Below are 14,415 nucleotides of genomic sequence, written 5' to 3'. Positions count from 1 at the left end.
CGACCACTCCACACCCTGAATAGAGCATTTATCACTAAAATAGCATCCATATTGCTATTTAAATCCAAAACTTAACTTTAGTCGGCAAGATAATAACACCAAGAGAACACAATTGGTAACAAATTACACACAAATAATCACAACATGTACACAGGTTATGTACTAGGTAAAAAGGCAAGTATTGCGCACTCACATTGTTACTGTGAAACTAAAAAGTAAATTTAAATTAGCGGCTGGGATTGAGCTAAAAGCAGATCTTTGTTGAATTTCGACAATGCTTGATAAACATAAGGCACAAAAAAAACCGCATCCCTTTCGAGATGCGGTTTTCGTGATATTAGGTGAGTTGGCCGATAAGCCGGGTCTTGTCGTGGACAGTTATTCATCTAGGCCTGCAATCGCTCGCAGGCTCAAGCGACCTACCCGGTTCCAACGCGAGCCGCGCCGTCTGGAACCCTATTTGGTCTTGCTTCGGGTAGAGTTTACCTTGCAACGACTATTACTAGCCGTCCGGTGCGCTCTTACCGCACCCTTTCACCCTTACCAATCCTAAGATTGGCGGTCTCCTCTCTGCTGCACTTGTCGTCGGTTCACACCGCCCAGGCGTTACCTGGTACCCTGCTCTATGAAGCCCGGACTTTCCTCCCCGTTCTTGCGAACGCAGCAACTGTCTGGCCAACTCGGCGCGGATTATAGCCTAAGGTGGCTCATCACACCATTAAAAATCACAAGTAGCTAATACGTCCGATTAAAAAGCGCTCTTTACAAGCCGTTTTCGAGCCCATATTTGTAAAGTGCATTCTTTTTCATACCATGGATCTGCCCCGCTAATGCGGATGCTTTTTTCAATGGCAACTCTTCACAAAGCAGCTTTAAGGTATTTATCACGACCGCAGGGATCCCCTCATCCTCTACAAGACGATACCCGTGACACATCAGGACGATCTCACCTTTTTGTTGATTGGGATCTGATTTAACCTGCTCTAAAACCTCTTTAACTGTGCCATAAAGGAAGGTCTCAAATGTCTTAGTGACCTCGCGCGCCATGGCAATGACACGGTCCTCTCCTAAAGCGGTGAGAATAGACTCTAGGCTGTGGACGATGCGATGTGGTGATTCATAGAAGATCAAGGTTCTTGGATCTTCCTTAAGCTCGGTAAGCTTATCTAGACGCCCCTTCTCCTTTGATGGCAGGAACCCTTCAAAAGAGAATCTATCTGACGGTAAACCTGATGCACTTAAAGCCGTAATAGCAGCGCAAGCACCTGGTAGTGGAATAACCTTGTAACCGGCAGCCCTAACTTGTGAAACCAGATGATATCCTGGATCTGAAATCAAGGGGGTCCCCGCATCAGAGATAAGCGCAATCGCTTCGCCATTACTTAACTTCTGGATGATCCACTCGGCTCTGTCTCTCTCATTATGATCATGCAGCGCTGTTTTTCGTGTTTCTATGCCAAAATGACTCAAGAGAATACCGCTATGACGGGTGTCCTCACAGGCTATTAATTTGACATTGTTAAGCACATCGATAGCACGGGAACTGATATCCCCTAAGTTGCCTATGGGGGTTGGTACAATGTAAAGTGCGGCCGCCAGATCCATATCTACCTCGGTTTGGCTATTACAAGACTTTCGTCAAGCGTAAGAGAAGGTTAAACTAGTGGTAGCATCTTACCAGAGTGAAGACCTGTGTTGAAAAGACTGAATACAACTAAATTAATCTCCGTTGCGGTTTTAACCACAATTTTGTTCGGTTGTGGGACTACGCCTACAAAAGTAGAGCCTGAACAAAGCCAGATCTCCTTGGTGAGTGCTAGCCTGCAACCCGCAGACTACCTGAACAAAGCGGCGAGTACAGACAATCCTGAGCGGCGAACACGCTACCTATTATTGGCATCTCACGCTTTCATTAATGAAGGCGACGCAAATGCTGCCACTAAGACGCTCAACTCTGTTGCAAAGGATTTAGGCCAAAATGTTGAGCTACTTGCTGAACATAAATACCTCAAAGCAAGAGTATTAGAGCTAACTTCAACCTATGATGATGCTTTGCGTGAGCTTGAGTATCCAAGTAGTTGGAAGCTGGCAGATTGGCAAATGGTGGCCTACTACCAGTTTAAGGCGCGCCTGTATCAACATATCAAGCAGCCAATAGAGCAAGCTAGGCAGCTAAGTTTACTCACAGCTTATCTACCTACAGCCCAAGCTAATGAAGTGAATGATCAAATCTGGCGTATCTTGCAGCCCTTGCATGAGCAAAGCTTACTCGACTTTAGCCAAGACTCACAAACACCTATTTTTGCAGGCTGGTTGCAACTTGCTTATATTGCCAAGCACTATGCTATTAATCCGAATGAGCTTGTTCAGCATTTGGGAAATTGGCAGCACGCGAATCCAACCCATCCAGGCGCTATCAAACTGCCAACAGATCTTGAAAAAGCGCTAAATGCTAAGCCCTATCAGCCTAAGAATATTGCAGTATTACTTCCTCTAAGTGGCAACAGAGCCTCTGTCGCCAACATGGTTAAACAGGGAATAATGTCGCGCTACTTATCGAATCCTGACAATCAAGTTTCGATTAATTTTTTCGATACAGCAAAGGGAGCACAAAGCGCTTACCAAGCCGCTGTATCCGCTGGTGCAGAGTTTATTATCGGACCTCTTTTCCAGTCTGAAGTCGAGCAACTTCAGCAAGCAACACCAATAGTGTCTGAAACTCAGGTTGCACAAGTCGAAAGCTCAAGCATAGAAGCGGTCCAAATTGAGGCACCTAAGCCAAGCTTTACTCCCAACATGGTGCCACAGCTTTATCTGAATCATGTCGATCAATTTACTCCCAACGATGACACCTTTTACTTCGCGCTTTCACCGGCCAATGAAGCTAGTGATGCTGCCGATAAACTCTATGCTGACGGTATCGTTCACCCACTCATTTTGGCTAGTAATAATGGCATAGGCAAAAGGATGGCAGAGAGCTTCAACAAGAGGTGGAATGAGCTGACCAACAAAGATGCTGAAGTCCACTTTTATGACGCTGGCGATAAGATGAAAGTCACAGTACAAAAGTCACTTGGCGTTATCGACAGCAAAGAACGCATCGCCCGCATAAAAGCCTTAATAGGTAATAAGGTAGAAGCCGACTTTAGATCTAGACGAGATATCGATGCCATCTATATGATCTCTGGTAATCGTGACCTTCCACTGTTAAAGCCCTTTATCGATGTTAATTTCAGTGTATTTGCAGAGCCTGTTCCCCTCTATGCTAGCAGTCGCAGCCGAGTTGAGGACAGCTCAAGAAATACGGCTTTGGAGCTCAACAATTTAAATATCAGCGATATACCTTGGCTGTTAACCGACAGCCCTGAAGCACAACAGGTACAGTCACTATGGCCAACCTGGAGTTATGGACAAAAGCGCCTCTATATTATGGGCTATGATGCACTCGAATTAGTCGGCAAGCTGGCTCAAATGAGGGCTCTGCCTGGCTATCAGTTCTCAGGAAGAAGTGGCATGTTATCGGTCGCACCTGACGGTACCGTTAACAGACAGCTGAGCTGGGGACGCTATAAAAGAGGTAATTTACGCCCTCAATGATAGATAATAAACACCAGATCCCAAGAGAGCATGGTCAGGCAGGTGAAAAGCTGGCGATGAACTATTTAGCCGAGCGAGGTCTTAACTTTGTAGAGGCAAATGTCAGGTACAAGTTTGGTGAAATAGATCTAATCATGAAAGATGGTAAAGAGTGGATATTTATTGAGGTAAAATACCGCTCCAAAGCTCAGTATGGTGGCGCACTAAACGCACTAAGCCCTGCGCAGATAGGCCGACTGAGACGTGCAGCTGAGCACTATATACAGATACATAAGATTGATGCGGTTTGCCGATTTGATCTTATAGCCATTGATGCGGGCCAAATACATTGGCTCCCAAATGCTTTTTAAACAAAATGAATAATGTTTGTGCCTTAACGACTTAAAAGTTATGGCATGATAACACCAGATTTAATATTAAGGATTGACCCATGTTAGAACGCATTAAAGACAGCTTTACCCACTCAATTCAAACCAAGATAGATGCGTCTGAAGCGCTGCCAGAGTCAATTGCTAAAGCAGCCGAAATGATGGTTCACTGTCTACTGGGTGGGAATAAAATTCTAGCATGTGGTAATGGTGGCAGCGCCGGTGACGCCCAGCATTTCTCTGCCGAGCTATTAAACCGCTTTGAAGTTGAGCGCCCACCACTGCCAGCAATTGCGTTAACAACAGACACTTCAACCATTACCGCCATCGCTAATGATTATAGTTATGATGAGATCTTCTCTAAGCAGATCTTAGCATTAGGGCAACCTGGTGATATTTTGCTGGCGATTTCGACCAGTGGTCATTCTGGCAATGTGATCAAAGCAATTGAAGCGGCATTGAGCCGGGACATGACCATTGTGGCCCTCACAGGTAAAGATGGTGGTCCGATGGCAGGTCTACTTAGTATCAATGATGTTGAGATCCGTGTGCCCTCTAACAGCACGGCTCGTATTCAAGAGGTTCACCTACTCGCGATCCACTGCCTATGTGACAATATTGACCGTACGCTTTTCCCACAAGATGAGTAAGCAATCGAGGGGATAAAGTATTTAGAGCCACCAGCAAATAGTCTGGTGGCTTTAGTTCAACGCCTTAACGTTATTCAGTTCAATCACGGCTGTCACGCACCTTTTAAAGGAACCATAATGATAAAAACGCTCTCACTTATCGCTGTCATATTTATGCTACAAGGCTGCGCCGGAGCTGTGATGGTTGGAGCCGTCGGTGGTGCCATGATGGTTAATGATGAGCGTAGCTTTTCTACTCAACTCGATGACACAAATGCCGATTTTCAGATTGCCAGTGAACTTGCAGCATTGGAAGATGTAAAAAATCAGGCGAACATCACCGGGGTAGTGATGAATCGCAATGTGTTGATGATTGGCCAAGCCCCTAACTCCATGTTAAGGGATAAGGCGATTCGAGCGGTACAAGCTATTGAAATTGGTGGCAAGATCCATAATCAGATCCGCATAGGTAATCCCACCTCATTTACCACTCGTAGCAATGATACTTGGATAACGACCAAGGTAAAAACCCGCATGCTAAACACGGACAACTTAGATACCACACGTATTAAAGTGATCACAGAAAATGGTGAGGTGTTTTTACTGGGCATTGTCCCGCGAGATCAAGCCGATCTCGCCGTCGACGTCGCCCGTAATACAGCCGGTGTACGTAAAGTCATTAAAGTATTTGAATCTCCGGACTCTTGATCTTTAAAGACACAAGAGCCCACCAGCAGTGATAGAAATCATCCAGCCTCTTGCTCGATAATTTTTTTTGGTCTTATATGAACCAAACGCGCCGTTATCCACGGAATAATTAAAGAGGGCAACACGATAAAGCCAGCACCAACCCAACTTAGCCCATCTAACCACTCATCAAACAGTAGCCAACCAAACAGTACACAAAACAGCAATCCTGTGTATTCGGCAATAGCGATTTGACTCGCCTCGGCCTTACGGTAAGCCAACACGCATAACCAGTGGTAGGCTAACAAAAAGCTATTACTAAGCGCAGCCATACCGATTAAGGCCCAGCTAACCCCCTCTAATCCCTGTACTAACACCATAATAAATGTAAGCGGAATACTGAGTGTGTTGTACAGCATCAAGGTGACACTCGGGTTTTCGGTGTCGGGGAGTTTACGTAGCGCTAGCTGGTTCAAGGCAAAGGTGAAAGCAGAGATCAACACTGCAATGCCAAACCAGTTTATCTCACTGGGGCGCAATAAAATTAAGATCCCAATAAAACCTAAAATAGTGGCGGTACACTGAGTTGGCGTAACCCTCTCTTTTAGAAACAGTGAGCCCATCAGAACTATCATCAAAGGTGCAGAGAAGAACAGTGAGCTTACCGTAGCAATCGGCAGCGACATCAAACCCATGATAAGACAAACTGCACCCAATGCCCCAGTGTTAGAGCGAAAGAAGTGCACTTTAAGGTGTTGCGTCGTTGGTCTTTTGGCATATAACCATAATGGCAGCAGCATCAACACCGACAGTAGCTGCCGTATTAACAAAAAGGTAGCCGCGTTACTTCCCTCTGGGAGCCATTTAATGGAAACATCGTAAAGCGCACTAAAAAGGTTACCAAAAATAAGTATTGCCATGGCAATCATGACATTGGATTTCATCTGCTATCCCACAGTACAACTGAATTTGGGCGCATGATATCGCTCGCATAAGCGAAACAAAAATGATGTTTTTTATCTAACCATGAATTAAATTAATACTATGATAAAGATCACTGATTAAATTCATAGATAGGATTCTCGTCATGCGCAAACTGCCACCACTGAGGGCGCTGCAAGTCTTTGAAGCCGCCGCCAGACAATCACACTTCTCCCGTGCAGCCACAGAGCTTTGTATTACCCAAAGTGCAGTATCTCATCAGGTCAAGCAGCTTGAAGAGCACTATGGCGAGCGACTATTTAAACGTGAGGGACGGCAACTACGACTAACCAGCAAAGGAGAGTTGTTGTATAAAGAGTTAGAACGGATCTTTAATGAACTAAGTGACTTAAGCATGCAGATAAGTGGCGACAGTAATGATCAACTTCGCCTCGCTGTTTACAGCTCATTTGCAATCAAGTGGCTCATACCTAGGCTCAGCGATTTTAGACGCCAACATCCACAGATAAAGATCCGTCTCGATATGATTGCTGACGATCCCGAGCTAAGCGACAGCGTGGCCGACATGTTTATCACAGGGCAGAGTGGGCAACTCGGTTATTACCACCAATCCTTACATAAAGAACGTTTAGTGCCAGTTAGCAGCCCTAGTCTGTTCAAACCAGATAATGCGCCAATTGACGAGCTAAGACTACATCCACTGCTCACCGTCGACGAGGGACCATTGGGCTTAGATTGGAACAGGTGGTTTGTGGCGAATAATTTAATCCTGCCAGCAGAGCAACATCAGCATATTTTTAGTCATGTGTTAATGGCCATTGAAGCTGCTATAGCAGGTCAAGGCGTTGCCCTTGCATCCGACTTTATGGTGCAAGCCGATATCGAAAAAGGCTTGTTGGTTGAATTGAATTTGCCCGATATCTTGACTGGATTCGAGTTCTATTTCAGTTGTAAGCAGCGGCGACTCAAAGAGCCAGCTATTGCCGCCTTTGTAACTTGGTTAAGCCAGATTAAGTAACAATAACCAGTAACTGGGTAGAAGAAAGTAATAAAAAAGCCAGCGAGTATCGCTGGCTTTCATAAAATCACATCGAATTAAACCAGTAATCCGATCTTCTCGTATACCTTTTTAACCGTCACTTCAGCACGAGCTTGGGCTTTCTCGGCGCCATCGCTCATCACCTGATTGAGGAAAGTTTGATCTTCTCTAAACTCACGATATCTGGCTTGTAACGGCTCAATCATCTCAACAACCGCTTCGCCGGCTGCCACCTTAAGATGACCATACATCTTGCCTTCAAACTCAGCCTCAAGACCAGCAATGCTCTTACCAGAAACACCTGACATCAAACTTAATAGGTTAGATACACCCGGCTTGTTTTCAGTATCGAAACGAACCACTGGCGGCTCATCGCTATCTGTCATCGCCTTCTTAATCTTCTTCATGATCTTCTTAGGATCTTCCAGCAAACCGATAACGTTATTGCGGTTATCGTCAGACTTAGACATCTTCTTAAGCGGATCTTGCAGTGACATCACCTTAGCGCCATGCTCAGGAATAAATGGCTCAGGGATAGTAAATGTGTCTCCGTAAGCATTATTAAAGCGGGTCGCGATATCACGAGTCAGTTCAAGATGTTGCTTTTGATCTTGGCCTACAGGGATCTCATTAGCTTGATATAGCAAAATATCTGCAGCCATAAGTACCGGATAACCAAACAAACCAACATTGATGTTGTTCGCATGCTTTTGAGACTTATCTTTGAACTGAGTCATACGATTCAATTCACCCATCTGGGTATAACAGTTTAACGCCCAACCAAGTTGAGTATGCTGAGGCACCTGAGATTGAATAAAGACAGTGCTTTTTTTCGGATCCACACCACAAGCTAAGTAAAGTGCTAATGTGTCTAAACAAGCTTCTCTGAGAAGCTTAGGATCTTGCCTTACGGTGATCGCATGAAGATCGACAACACAATAGAGACAGTCATGACTGTCTTGCATGGCTACCCACTGCCTTAATGCGCCCATGTAGTTACCTATTGTCAGCTCACCTGACGGCTGTGCGCCGCTAAGTACTATGGGTTTTACTGGGTTAGTCATACGTTCTCATGCTCCATTACTTTTACACTGTTATTTACGAATTTTAAAATTTCACTAAACTGGACACAAACAGCGTCGGGACAGCTTAGCCCGATATCTTCACCGTAGTTATACCCATAGGTCAAGCCTATCGAGCTAATACCTGCCGCTTTTGCCGCTAAAATGTCATTTTTAGAGTCGCCGACCATCAAAAGCGCTTCAGGTGTAAGCTTCCACTTATCGAGCAGATGAGTTAACGGCAAAGGATCAGGCTTCATCTTTTCAAGAGAGTCCCCACCAAGCACCTCTGTAAAGTGATGCTCTATCTTAAACGCTTTTAAAAGTGGAACGGCAAACCGGTAAGGTTTATTGGTCACAACCGCCATAGAGTATCCAAGTGATGATAACTCATCGAGTACCGCAAGAACTCCGGGATAAAGCTGACTATGTTGCTCTAGATTTTCCTGATAATGTTTCATAAAAAGCGGCATGGTATCTTCTAACATATCCGCTTCTACAGGCCTTTCTAGAGAGTGAGTTAATGCCCTTTGCATTAACACCTTAGCACCATTGCCTACCCAAGATCTCACTTGCTCTTCACTGCAACTAGGCAGTTGCAACTCAGCAAGAGTCGCTTGAGTTGCGGCCGCGAGATCTGGCGCACTATCGATAAGTGTGCCATCAAGGTCGAACGCTATCGCTTTTAACTTATCCCAAGAGGCCATAGTTTAAGACTCTATACTAGCAAGTTCACTACGCATCTCATCGATCACAGCTTTATAATCAGGCTTGTTAAAAATTGCCGAACCAGCCACAAACATATCTGCACCTGCTGCAGCGATTTCGGCAATATTATCGACCTTAACACCGCCATCGACCTCAAGACGGATATCGTAGCCACTATCATCGATAAGCTTTCTTACCTGACGCAGTTTATCTAACGTTGAAGGAATAAAAGATTGTCCCCCAAAACCTGGATTTACTGACATCAACAAGATGACATCAAGCTTGTCCATCACATGATCTAAATAATGCAGCGGTGTTGCTGGGTTAAATACCAGACCCGCTTTACAACCTGACTCTTTAATCAGTTGTAGAGAGCGATCTAAGTGCTCGCTCGCTTCAGGATGAAACGTAATAATCGAAGCCCCAGCTTTTGCAAAGTCAGGAATAATGCGATCGACAGGCTTCACCATAAGGTGAACATCGATATCAGCTGTCACGCCGTAATCTCGCAATGCTTGGCACACCATAGGACCTATGGTTAGGTTAGGAACATAATGGTTATCCATTACATCGAAGTGAACTACATCGGCACCTGCGTTAAGAACGGCATCAACATCTTCACCTAAACGGGCAAAATCAGCAGATAAAATAGAGGGGGCGATAAGAAATGGGCGCATAGAATACTCACAACAGTGTCTAAGAAGTACGCTATTCTACCTTTTGAGAACCTAAGCCTCTAGGGCTTATCCCTCATTTATCTATAATCTCACGAAAAAATTCATACATTTATACGATATTAAGATTTAGTTAAAAATAGTGTTTAAAATGTAATCTCTTTTGCTATAATTAAAAGCTGTGTAGGTTTTGTTTTATAAGGGAAGATAAAATGAAGAGTAGTAAAAAGCTAATGGTGGGTGCTAAACCTGCTGCTTTTCTTGCAACTTCGGCAATATTTATTGCCCTTACTGCTGTGGGTGCTCAAAACCTATCATCTTCTGATAGCGCATCTGCTTGCGTCTGCTCAAAAGAATCTACGACAAGTTACAATAGCTCCCTACCAGCTAGCCACCCAGGTAATCGCTGCGCTCGTCAATCACAAGAGTTAAACTGGGCTAATTGGTTTAGTGGCAACAGCCGCTCTAATCAACTGCATTTCGTCGATCTTTTAGAGCTACTTCATGGCCACCAAGACAGCCCAATCGATGATGTTTCACTTAGCAATAAAAAAAATAAGCTTTAATGCTGTTTAAAGCTTGGCAGCTATTTTCGAGTACCTTGGCTGCATTTCTAGGTGTTCAAAGCGATAAAAATAGGCTTCGCGACTTTCAAACTAGTTCACCAATCCCCTTCATCATTATGGGGATCGTTTTAGCAGCCATTTTTGTTATCACACTTTTACTCGTTGTTAAGCAAGTACTTGCCTAGTTGCCTAGTATTGACTAGTCTTAATCATTTTCACTATGGTAACGGTCATCATAAAGAGCCATTAACTCATCGACTTTCTTACGCGCACTGCCCTTCTGACTGATATTTCGCTGCACTTGAATTGTATCAAATCGAGCACCGTGATATAGCTCTCTGGTAAGAGGGATATCATGATTACTGATCAGCACAGGTATACCATTATCAATCGCAGTGTGACGTGACTTACGGGCAAGCAGTGCTTGGTCATCCAAGCTAAAACCTGTGCCGACATAAGTCGTAAAACTCGCCGTTGTTGAAAGCGGTGCATAAGGCGGATCGCAGTAGACAACGTCGCCACTTGTAGTCAGCTCGAACGCATCCTCATAGCCAATACACTTGAATTCTGCTTTTTGTGCTTTTTCAGAAAAAGCGCGGATCTCACTCTCAGGAAAGTAAGGTTTCTTGTAGGAACCGAAGGGAACATTAAAGCCCCCCTTACGGTTATAACGGCACAAACCATTAAAACCATGGCGATTCATATAAAGAAAATAAACTGAACGGAGGAAAGGGTCGGTACTGAGATTAAACTCAGCACGAACACGGTAATAGGCTTCTTTTTCGTTCATTTCAGGAACAAACATGGCTTTCGCGGCAGCGATATATTTCTCAGGCTCTTTTTGAATGATTTTATAAAGATTGATGAGATCTTTATTGATATCACACAAAAGGTAGCTTGAATAATCAGTGTTAAGAAAAACCGATCCAGCCCCAACAAATGGTTCAACGAGTCGTTGACCTTCAGGTAAGTGCTCAGTGAGAGCTTCAATCAGTTTAAATTTTCCACCTGCCCACTTAAGAAAGGCTCTCTGTTTTTTACTCATCTAAATTGATTGAATACCAAGAAAAAAGAAGTCATCGATTGTACTCTCTTTACAAAGGAATATCACGGGCTGGAATACTATCTTGTACCTGATAACCGCTTAAATCTTTCCATTGGCGGATCCAAGGGGCTGTTAGCTGATATTTACTCACTATCTGCTTGGATTTTATACGGGCAAGATTGATATCAGAAAACTCTCCTAACAATACAACCCAGAACTCCCCATAACGCGCCACCTTAATACCGGATTCATCACTAAAGCGTGTTAATAGATTGTCCAACGACTCCTGCTTTTTTACACTTGCTAATTGCAGCGTATAACCTTTAAGAGCAATAGGTTCAATTTTAGGCTCAATGCTAACCTTCTGAGGTAATTGGGATGTTTTTATCTCCCCTAAACCTTTAAAAACCTCCACCCCATCTTGATTAACTAATGAGGTGCTCTCATCAACCTTCTCACCTTGATGTGGCTCTGATCGCGGTTCAATACTAGTGGTTTGCTGGGTTAACGTGTCATCTACTGAGTCAACTTTACTAGAAGCGAGCTCAGCTTTGCTCTCTTTTTGTTCAGCAGAAAAATCGGCTTCTAAAAGGTTTCCACCATAGTTGGCAAGCCAGTTCACCTCATTTGAACTATCCAAAACTAGCTTAGCAGGGCTTGATCTGTTTTCATCCCTGACCTCCTTCGACAGCAGTAGATATGTACCAAGAGATAGCAGTAAAAACAGTGTAATAGATATAATCCACTTATATTTAGCACTCTTAGGTGCTTCTCCCTCCTTTCCATGAAGCGCTAACTCCAATAAGTTCACCACCTCTTGAGGCGTTCCCGATTGCTTCTCAAGTTGAGCTCTAACGATCTCTCTGGGTGTAAAGGGTGCCTGCTCACTTCGGCTAAGTAGTGTGTAATAGAGAGCTTCTTTCTCTTGCGCTGTAAGAGGTTCAATATTAATCGAGAGTAAATTATCTTGCTGGGTTTCAGGTAACTGTTCAACTAGGTGATAGAAAAACTCTTCAGTTGAAGTTAGTGTGATCGAGATTGACTTGCCCGCAATCGACAGCTGGCTCAATACGATGCACTCGGCAATCAACTCTATAGAGAGGTGATGCGCATCATCGAGCACGATAAAACAGGATTGGGGGAGTGAATCTGCAAACCTTAATAGAGTTTCGGCTAGAGGGGTTTCGTCATCAAAAACGGGATCGGTTAACAGTTGAACCAAGATCTTACGGCGGATCTCGCTGTTATCACAATGCTTTGGGCATAAGACAAGTGCAGAGCTAAAGTCATCAAGCTCGTTAATTAAGGAGGTAATTAATCTTGTTTTACCTGAGCCATTTTGACCTGTAACAACAAGCAGCTGTTGGCCGTAGAGACTAACGTGTTGGAGTCTCTGCAGAAGATTTTCTTGGCTTGGTAATAAAATGGAGTCTTTAAAAGTCACTCATACACCACACAAACTATGCGCAGCGAATAACATCTTCCAGTAGTTCATCGCTCACTTCAGAATATACGCCCGCCTGACCCATAGCTTCAGGTAGAACTAATCTGACTTGACCTTTAAGTACTTTCTTATCTCGCCGCATATGTTTAATGAATTGTTCGAAATTCATCGAATCCGGAGGAGAAACGGGGAGATCAAATGCTTCAAATAATTTTGTAATTCGACAAACAATTGACTCATCAATTAATCCCATCCTGCTAGCAGTAGATGCAGCAAGTACTGTGCCAGCTGCAACGGCTTCACCGTGTAACCAAACACCGTAACCCATCTCAGCTTCAATTGCATGACCAAATGTATGACCCAGATTCAGCAGAGCACGTACCCCCTGTTCAGTTTCATCTTCGGCGACGACATCGGCTTTAATTTCACAACAACGTCCGATAGCATACGCTAGTGCTTCATCATCTAATGTCTTTAAGCTTTCAACGTTATTTTCTAACCAGCTAAAAAACTCACTATCCCAGATAATGCCGTACTTAATCACCTCCGCCATTCCAGCAGAAAACTCTTTAGCAGGTAATGTAGATAAACAGTCAGTATCAATAACCACGAGCTTAGGTTGATAGAAGGCACCTATCATATTTTTACCTAAGGGATGATTTACTGCTGTTTTCCCACCGACTGAGGAGTCGACTTGCGCCAACAGTGTCGTAGGGATCTGGATAAAATCGATACCTCTTTGGTAACTGGCGGCCGCAAAGCCGGTCATATCACCAATTACACCGCCACCTAAGGCAATAAGAACGGTGTCTCTGCCAGAGTTTTGCTGTAGTAATGAGGTAAAGATACTATCCATCTGAGCTAACGTCTTATATTGCTCGCCATCGGGTAGGATGACAGGCTCAACACAATCAAATGAGGATAGCTGTAACTCAAGCTTCTCTAGATATAGAGGAGCAACAGTTTCATTGGTAACAATTAGGATTTTTTTATCTTGGAGGAAGCGAGCAAAGTGCTCGCCACAACTCATCAAATTCCGACCAATAACAATAGGATAACTACGTACCCCGAGATCAACCTGAATTTGCTTCATTTTTCCGCCTAGAAACCTAACTGTTCAATAATTTGATTTGCAACCACTTTCGCACTCTGCTCATCTGTTTTCACGATGACATCAGCAATCTCTTCATACAAAGGATTACGAGTGGCAGCTAGGTTTTCCAAAACTTCTCTTGGATCTTCTACTTGTAACAATGGACGGCGTTTATCTCGTTGTGTACGAGCTACTTGCTTATCAATTGTAGTTTCCAGGTAAACGACGATCCCACGAGCAGAAAGATTGTTGCGTATCTCTTTACTCTGAATTGATCCGCCGCCAGTCGCTAGGACAATACCTTGCTTCTCAGTTAAATCTGCGACTACCTGTGTTTCACGAATACGAAAACCCTCTTCGCCTTCGACATCAAAAACCCACGCTATATCCGCACCTGTACGGCTTTCAATCTCTTGATCGGAATCGTGGAACTCTAAGTGCAGCATCTGTGCCAGATGACGGCCTATAGTGCTTTTACCAGCCCCCATAGGACCTACTAGAAAAATATTACGTTTCTCAGCCATTGCTTTACGTCTGAATCTTATATTAAGTTTGCCTACGT

16 protein-coding genes and 1 other RNA gene are annotated in these 14,415 nt (G+C 44.0%); 7 read left to right on the top strand and 10 right to left on the bottom strand.

The features are described from left to right. Positions 1-338: 338 nt before the first annotated feature. An RNA gene (gene rnpB, locus K0625_RS12575) (RNase P RNA component class A) lies at positions 339-683 on the bottom strand. Positions 684-762: 79 nt separating this feature from the next. Continuing rightward, positions 763-1,605: a 16S rRNA (cytidine(1402)-2'-O)-methyltransferase gene (gene rsmI / locus K0625_RS12570; RefSeq protein WP_065188413.1), complete on the bottom strand. Its 843-nt coding sequence runs from the start codon at positions 1,603-1,605 to the stop codon at positions 763-765. A gap of 87 nt (positions 1,606-1,692) precedes the next feature. On the opposite strand from rsmI, the gene K0625_RS12565 reads away from it, so the two are divergent. From K0625_RS12565 to K0625_RS12550, 4 genes are all read left to right on the top strand, one after another. Further along, positions 1,693-3,597, top strand: a complete 1,905-nt coding sequence (locus tag K0625_RS12565; protein ID WP_220110017.1) for a penicillin-binding protein activator — start codon at positions 1,693-1,695, stop codon at positions 3,595-3,597. Next, entirely contained in the window at positions 3,594-3,947 is a 354-nt protein-coding gene (locus tag K0625_RS12560) for a YraN family protein (RefSeq protein WP_220110016.1), read from the top strand. The genes K0625_RS12565 and K0625_RS12560 overlap by 4 nt, the downstream gene beginning before the upstream one ends. A gap of 80 nt (positions 3,948-4,027) precedes the next feature. Continuing rightward, positions 4,028-4,615, top strand: a complete 588-nt coding sequence (locus K0625_RS12555) for a phosphoheptose isomerase (RefSeq protein WP_012323000.1) — start codon at positions 4,028-4,030, stop codon at positions 4,613-4,615. Positions 4,616-4,732: 117 nt separating this feature from the next. Next, positions 4,733-5,302 (top strand): BON domain-containing protein, encoded by a 570-nt coding sequence (locus K0625_RS12550; RefSeq protein WP_220110015.1) that lies wholly within the window; start codon positions 4,733-4,735, stop codon positions 5,300-5,302. A gap of 38 nt (positions 5,303-5,340) precedes the next feature. On the opposite strand, the gene K0625_RS12545 is transcribed toward K0625_RS12550, so the two are convergent. After that, on the bottom strand, positions 5,341-6,225 hold the full coding sequence (locus K0625_RS12545) for a DMT family transporter (protein WP_220110014.1): 885 nt from the start codon (positions 6,223-6,225) through the stop codon (positions 5,341-5,343). 143 nt (positions 6,226-6,368) lie between these two features. On the opposite strand from K0625_RS12545, the gene K0625_RS12540 reads away from it, so the two are divergent. Continuing rightward, positions 6,369-7,241 (top strand): LysR substrate-binding domain-containing protein, encoded by an 873-nt coding sequence (locus tag K0625_RS12540; RefSeq protein WP_220110013.1) that lies wholly within the window; start codon positions 6,369-6,371, stop codon positions 7,239-7,241. A gap of 77 nt (positions 7,242-7,318) precedes the next feature. Here K0625_RS12540 and trpS read toward each other — a convergent pair whose 3' ends face one another. From trpS to rpe, 3 genes are read right to left on the bottom strand one after another with little or no spacing between them, the layout of a single operon-like run. Further along, complete coding sequence (gene trpS / locus K0625_RS12535) at positions 7,319-8,326, bottom strand: tryptophan--tRNA ligase (RefSeq protein ID WP_065188415.1); 1,008 nt, start codon at positions 8,324-8,326, stop codon at positions 7,319-7,321. After that, positions 8,323-9,030, bottom strand: a complete 708-nt coding sequence (locus K0625_RS12530; protein WP_220110012.1) for a phosphoglycolate phosphatase — start codon at positions 9,028-9,030, stop codon at positions 8,323-8,325. The genes trpS and K0625_RS12530 overlap by 4 nt, the downstream gene beginning before the upstream one ends. Positions 9,031-9,033: 3 nt before the next feature. Next, positions 9,034-9,708, bottom strand: coding sequence for a ribulose-phosphate 3-epimerase (gene rpe, locus K0625_RS12525; protein ID WP_012322996.1), 675 nt, complete (start codon positions 9,706-9,708; stop codon positions 9,034-9,036). Between the two features lie 209 nt (positions 9,709-9,917). Here rpe and K0625_RS12520 point away from each other — a divergent pair, with 209 nt between their 5' ends. After that, complete coding sequence (locus tag K0625_RS12520; protein ID WP_220110011.1) at positions 9,918-10,271, top strand: hypothetical protein; 354 nt, start codon at positions 9,918-9,920, stop codon at positions 10,269-10,271. After that, positions 10,271-10,456: a DUF2970 domain-containing protein gene (locus K0625_RS12515; protein WP_220110010.1), complete on the top strand. Its 186-nt coding sequence runs from the start codon at positions 10,271-10,273 to the stop codon at positions 10,454-10,456. Before K0625_RS12520 ends, K0625_RS12515 begins: the two co-directional genes overlap by 1 nt. Before the next feature lie 20 nt (positions 10,457-10,476). Here the strand turns inward: K0625_RS12515 and K0625_RS12510 are convergent, their stop codons facing one another. The 4 genes from K0625_RS12510 to aroK are packed head-to-tail and all read right to left on the bottom strand — an operon-like array spanning position 10,477 to position 14,377. After that, entirely contained in the window at positions 10,477-11,316 is an 840-nt protein-coding gene (locus K0625_RS12510) for a Dam family site-specific DNA-(adenine-N6)-methyltransferase (RefSeq protein ID WP_220110009.1), read from the bottom strand. 49 nt (positions 11,317-11,365) lie between these two features. Continuing rightward, positions 11,366-12,760, bottom strand: coding sequence for an AAA family ATPase (locus tag K0625_RS12505; RefSeq protein WP_220110008.1), 1,395 nt, complete (start codon positions 12,758-12,760; stop codon positions 11,366-11,368). 16 nt (positions 12,761-12,776) lie between these two features. Beyond that, entirely contained in the window at positions 12,777-13,853 is a 1,077-nt protein-coding gene (aroB, locus tag K0625_RS12500; RefSeq protein WP_220110007.1) for a 3-dehydroquinate synthase, read from the bottom strand. 8 nt (positions 13,854-13,861) lie between these two features. After that, positions 13,862-14,377 (bottom strand): shikimate kinase AroK, encoded by a 516-nt coding sequence (aroK, locus tag K0625_RS12495; protein WP_012322990.1) that lies wholly within the window; start codon positions 14,375-14,377, stop codon positions 13,862-13,864. Between the last annotated feature and the right edge of the window lie 38 nt (positions 14,378-14,415).

The organism is Shewanella nanhaiensis (assembly GCF_019457885.1).
Classification (GTDB): domain Bacteria; phylum Pseudomonadota; class Gammaproteobacteria; order Enterobacterales; family Shewanellaceae; genus Shewanella; species Shewanella nanhaiensis.
Note: the sequence above shows the minus strand (reverse complement) of the source record. Positions and strands in the feature narration are given on the sequence as shown.

What these genes read in the sequence shown, in the direction of transcription:
- aroB (WP_220110007.1), bottom strand. Translation starts at nt 13,853, where the DNA reads ATGAAGCAAATTCAGGTTGATCTCGGGGTACGTAGTTATCCTATTGTT.
- K0625_RS12545 (WP_220110014.1), bottom strand. Translation starts at nt 6,225, where the DNA reads ATGAAATCCAATGTCATGATTGCCATGGCAATACTTATTTTTGGTAAC.
- rsmI (WP_065188413.1), bottom strand. Translation starts at nt 1,605, where the DNA reads ATGGATCTGGCGGCCGCACTTTACATTGTACCAACCCCCATAGGCAAC.
- K0625_RS12510 (WP_220110009.1), bottom strand. Translation starts at nt 11,316, where the DNA reads ATGAGTAAAAAACAGAGAGCCTTTCTTAAGTGGGCAGGTGGAAAATTT.
- K0625_RS12550 (WP_220110015.1), top strand. Translation starts at nt 4,733, where the DNA reads ATGATAAAAACGCTCTCACTTATCGCTGTCATATTTATGCTACAAGGC.
- K0625_RS12560 (WP_220110016.1), top strand. Translation starts at nt 3,594, where the DNA reads ATGATAGATAATAAACACCAGATCCCAAGAGAGCATGGTCAGGCAGGT.
- trpS (WP_065188415.1), bottom strand. Translation starts at nt 8,326, where the DNA reads ATGACTAACCCAGTAAAACCCATAGTACTTAGCGGCGCACAGCCGTCA.
- aroK (WP_012322990.1), bottom strand. Translation starts at nt 14,377, where the DNA reads ATGGCTGAGAAACGTAATATTTTTCTAGTAGGTCCTATGGGGGCTGGT.
- K0625_RS12530 (WP_220110012.1), bottom strand. Translation starts at nt 9,030, where the DNA reads ATGGCCTCTTGGGATAAGTTAAAAGCGATAGCGTTCGACCTTGATGGC.
- K0625_RS12540 (WP_220110013.1), top strand. Translation starts at nt 6,369, where the DNA reads ATGCGCAAACTGCCACCACTGAGGGCGCTGCAAGTCTTTGAAGCCGCC.
- K0625_RS12515 (WP_220110010.1), top strand. Translation starts at nt 10,271, where the DNA reads ATGCTGTTTAAAGCTTGGCAGCTATTTTCGAGTACCTTGGCTGCATTT.
- K0625_RS12555 (WP_012323000.1), top strand. Translation starts at nt 4,028, where the DNA reads ATGTTAGAACGCATTAAAGACAGCTTTACCCACTCAATTCAAACCAAG.
- K0625_RS12520 (WP_220110011.1), top strand. Translation starts at nt 9,918, where the DNA reads ATGAAGAGTAGTAAAAAGCTAATGGTGGGTGCTAAACCTGCTGCTTTT.
- rpe (WP_012322996.1), bottom strand. Translation starts at nt 9,708, where the DNA reads ATGCGCCCATTTCTTATCGCCCCCTCTATTTTATCTGCTGATTTTGCC.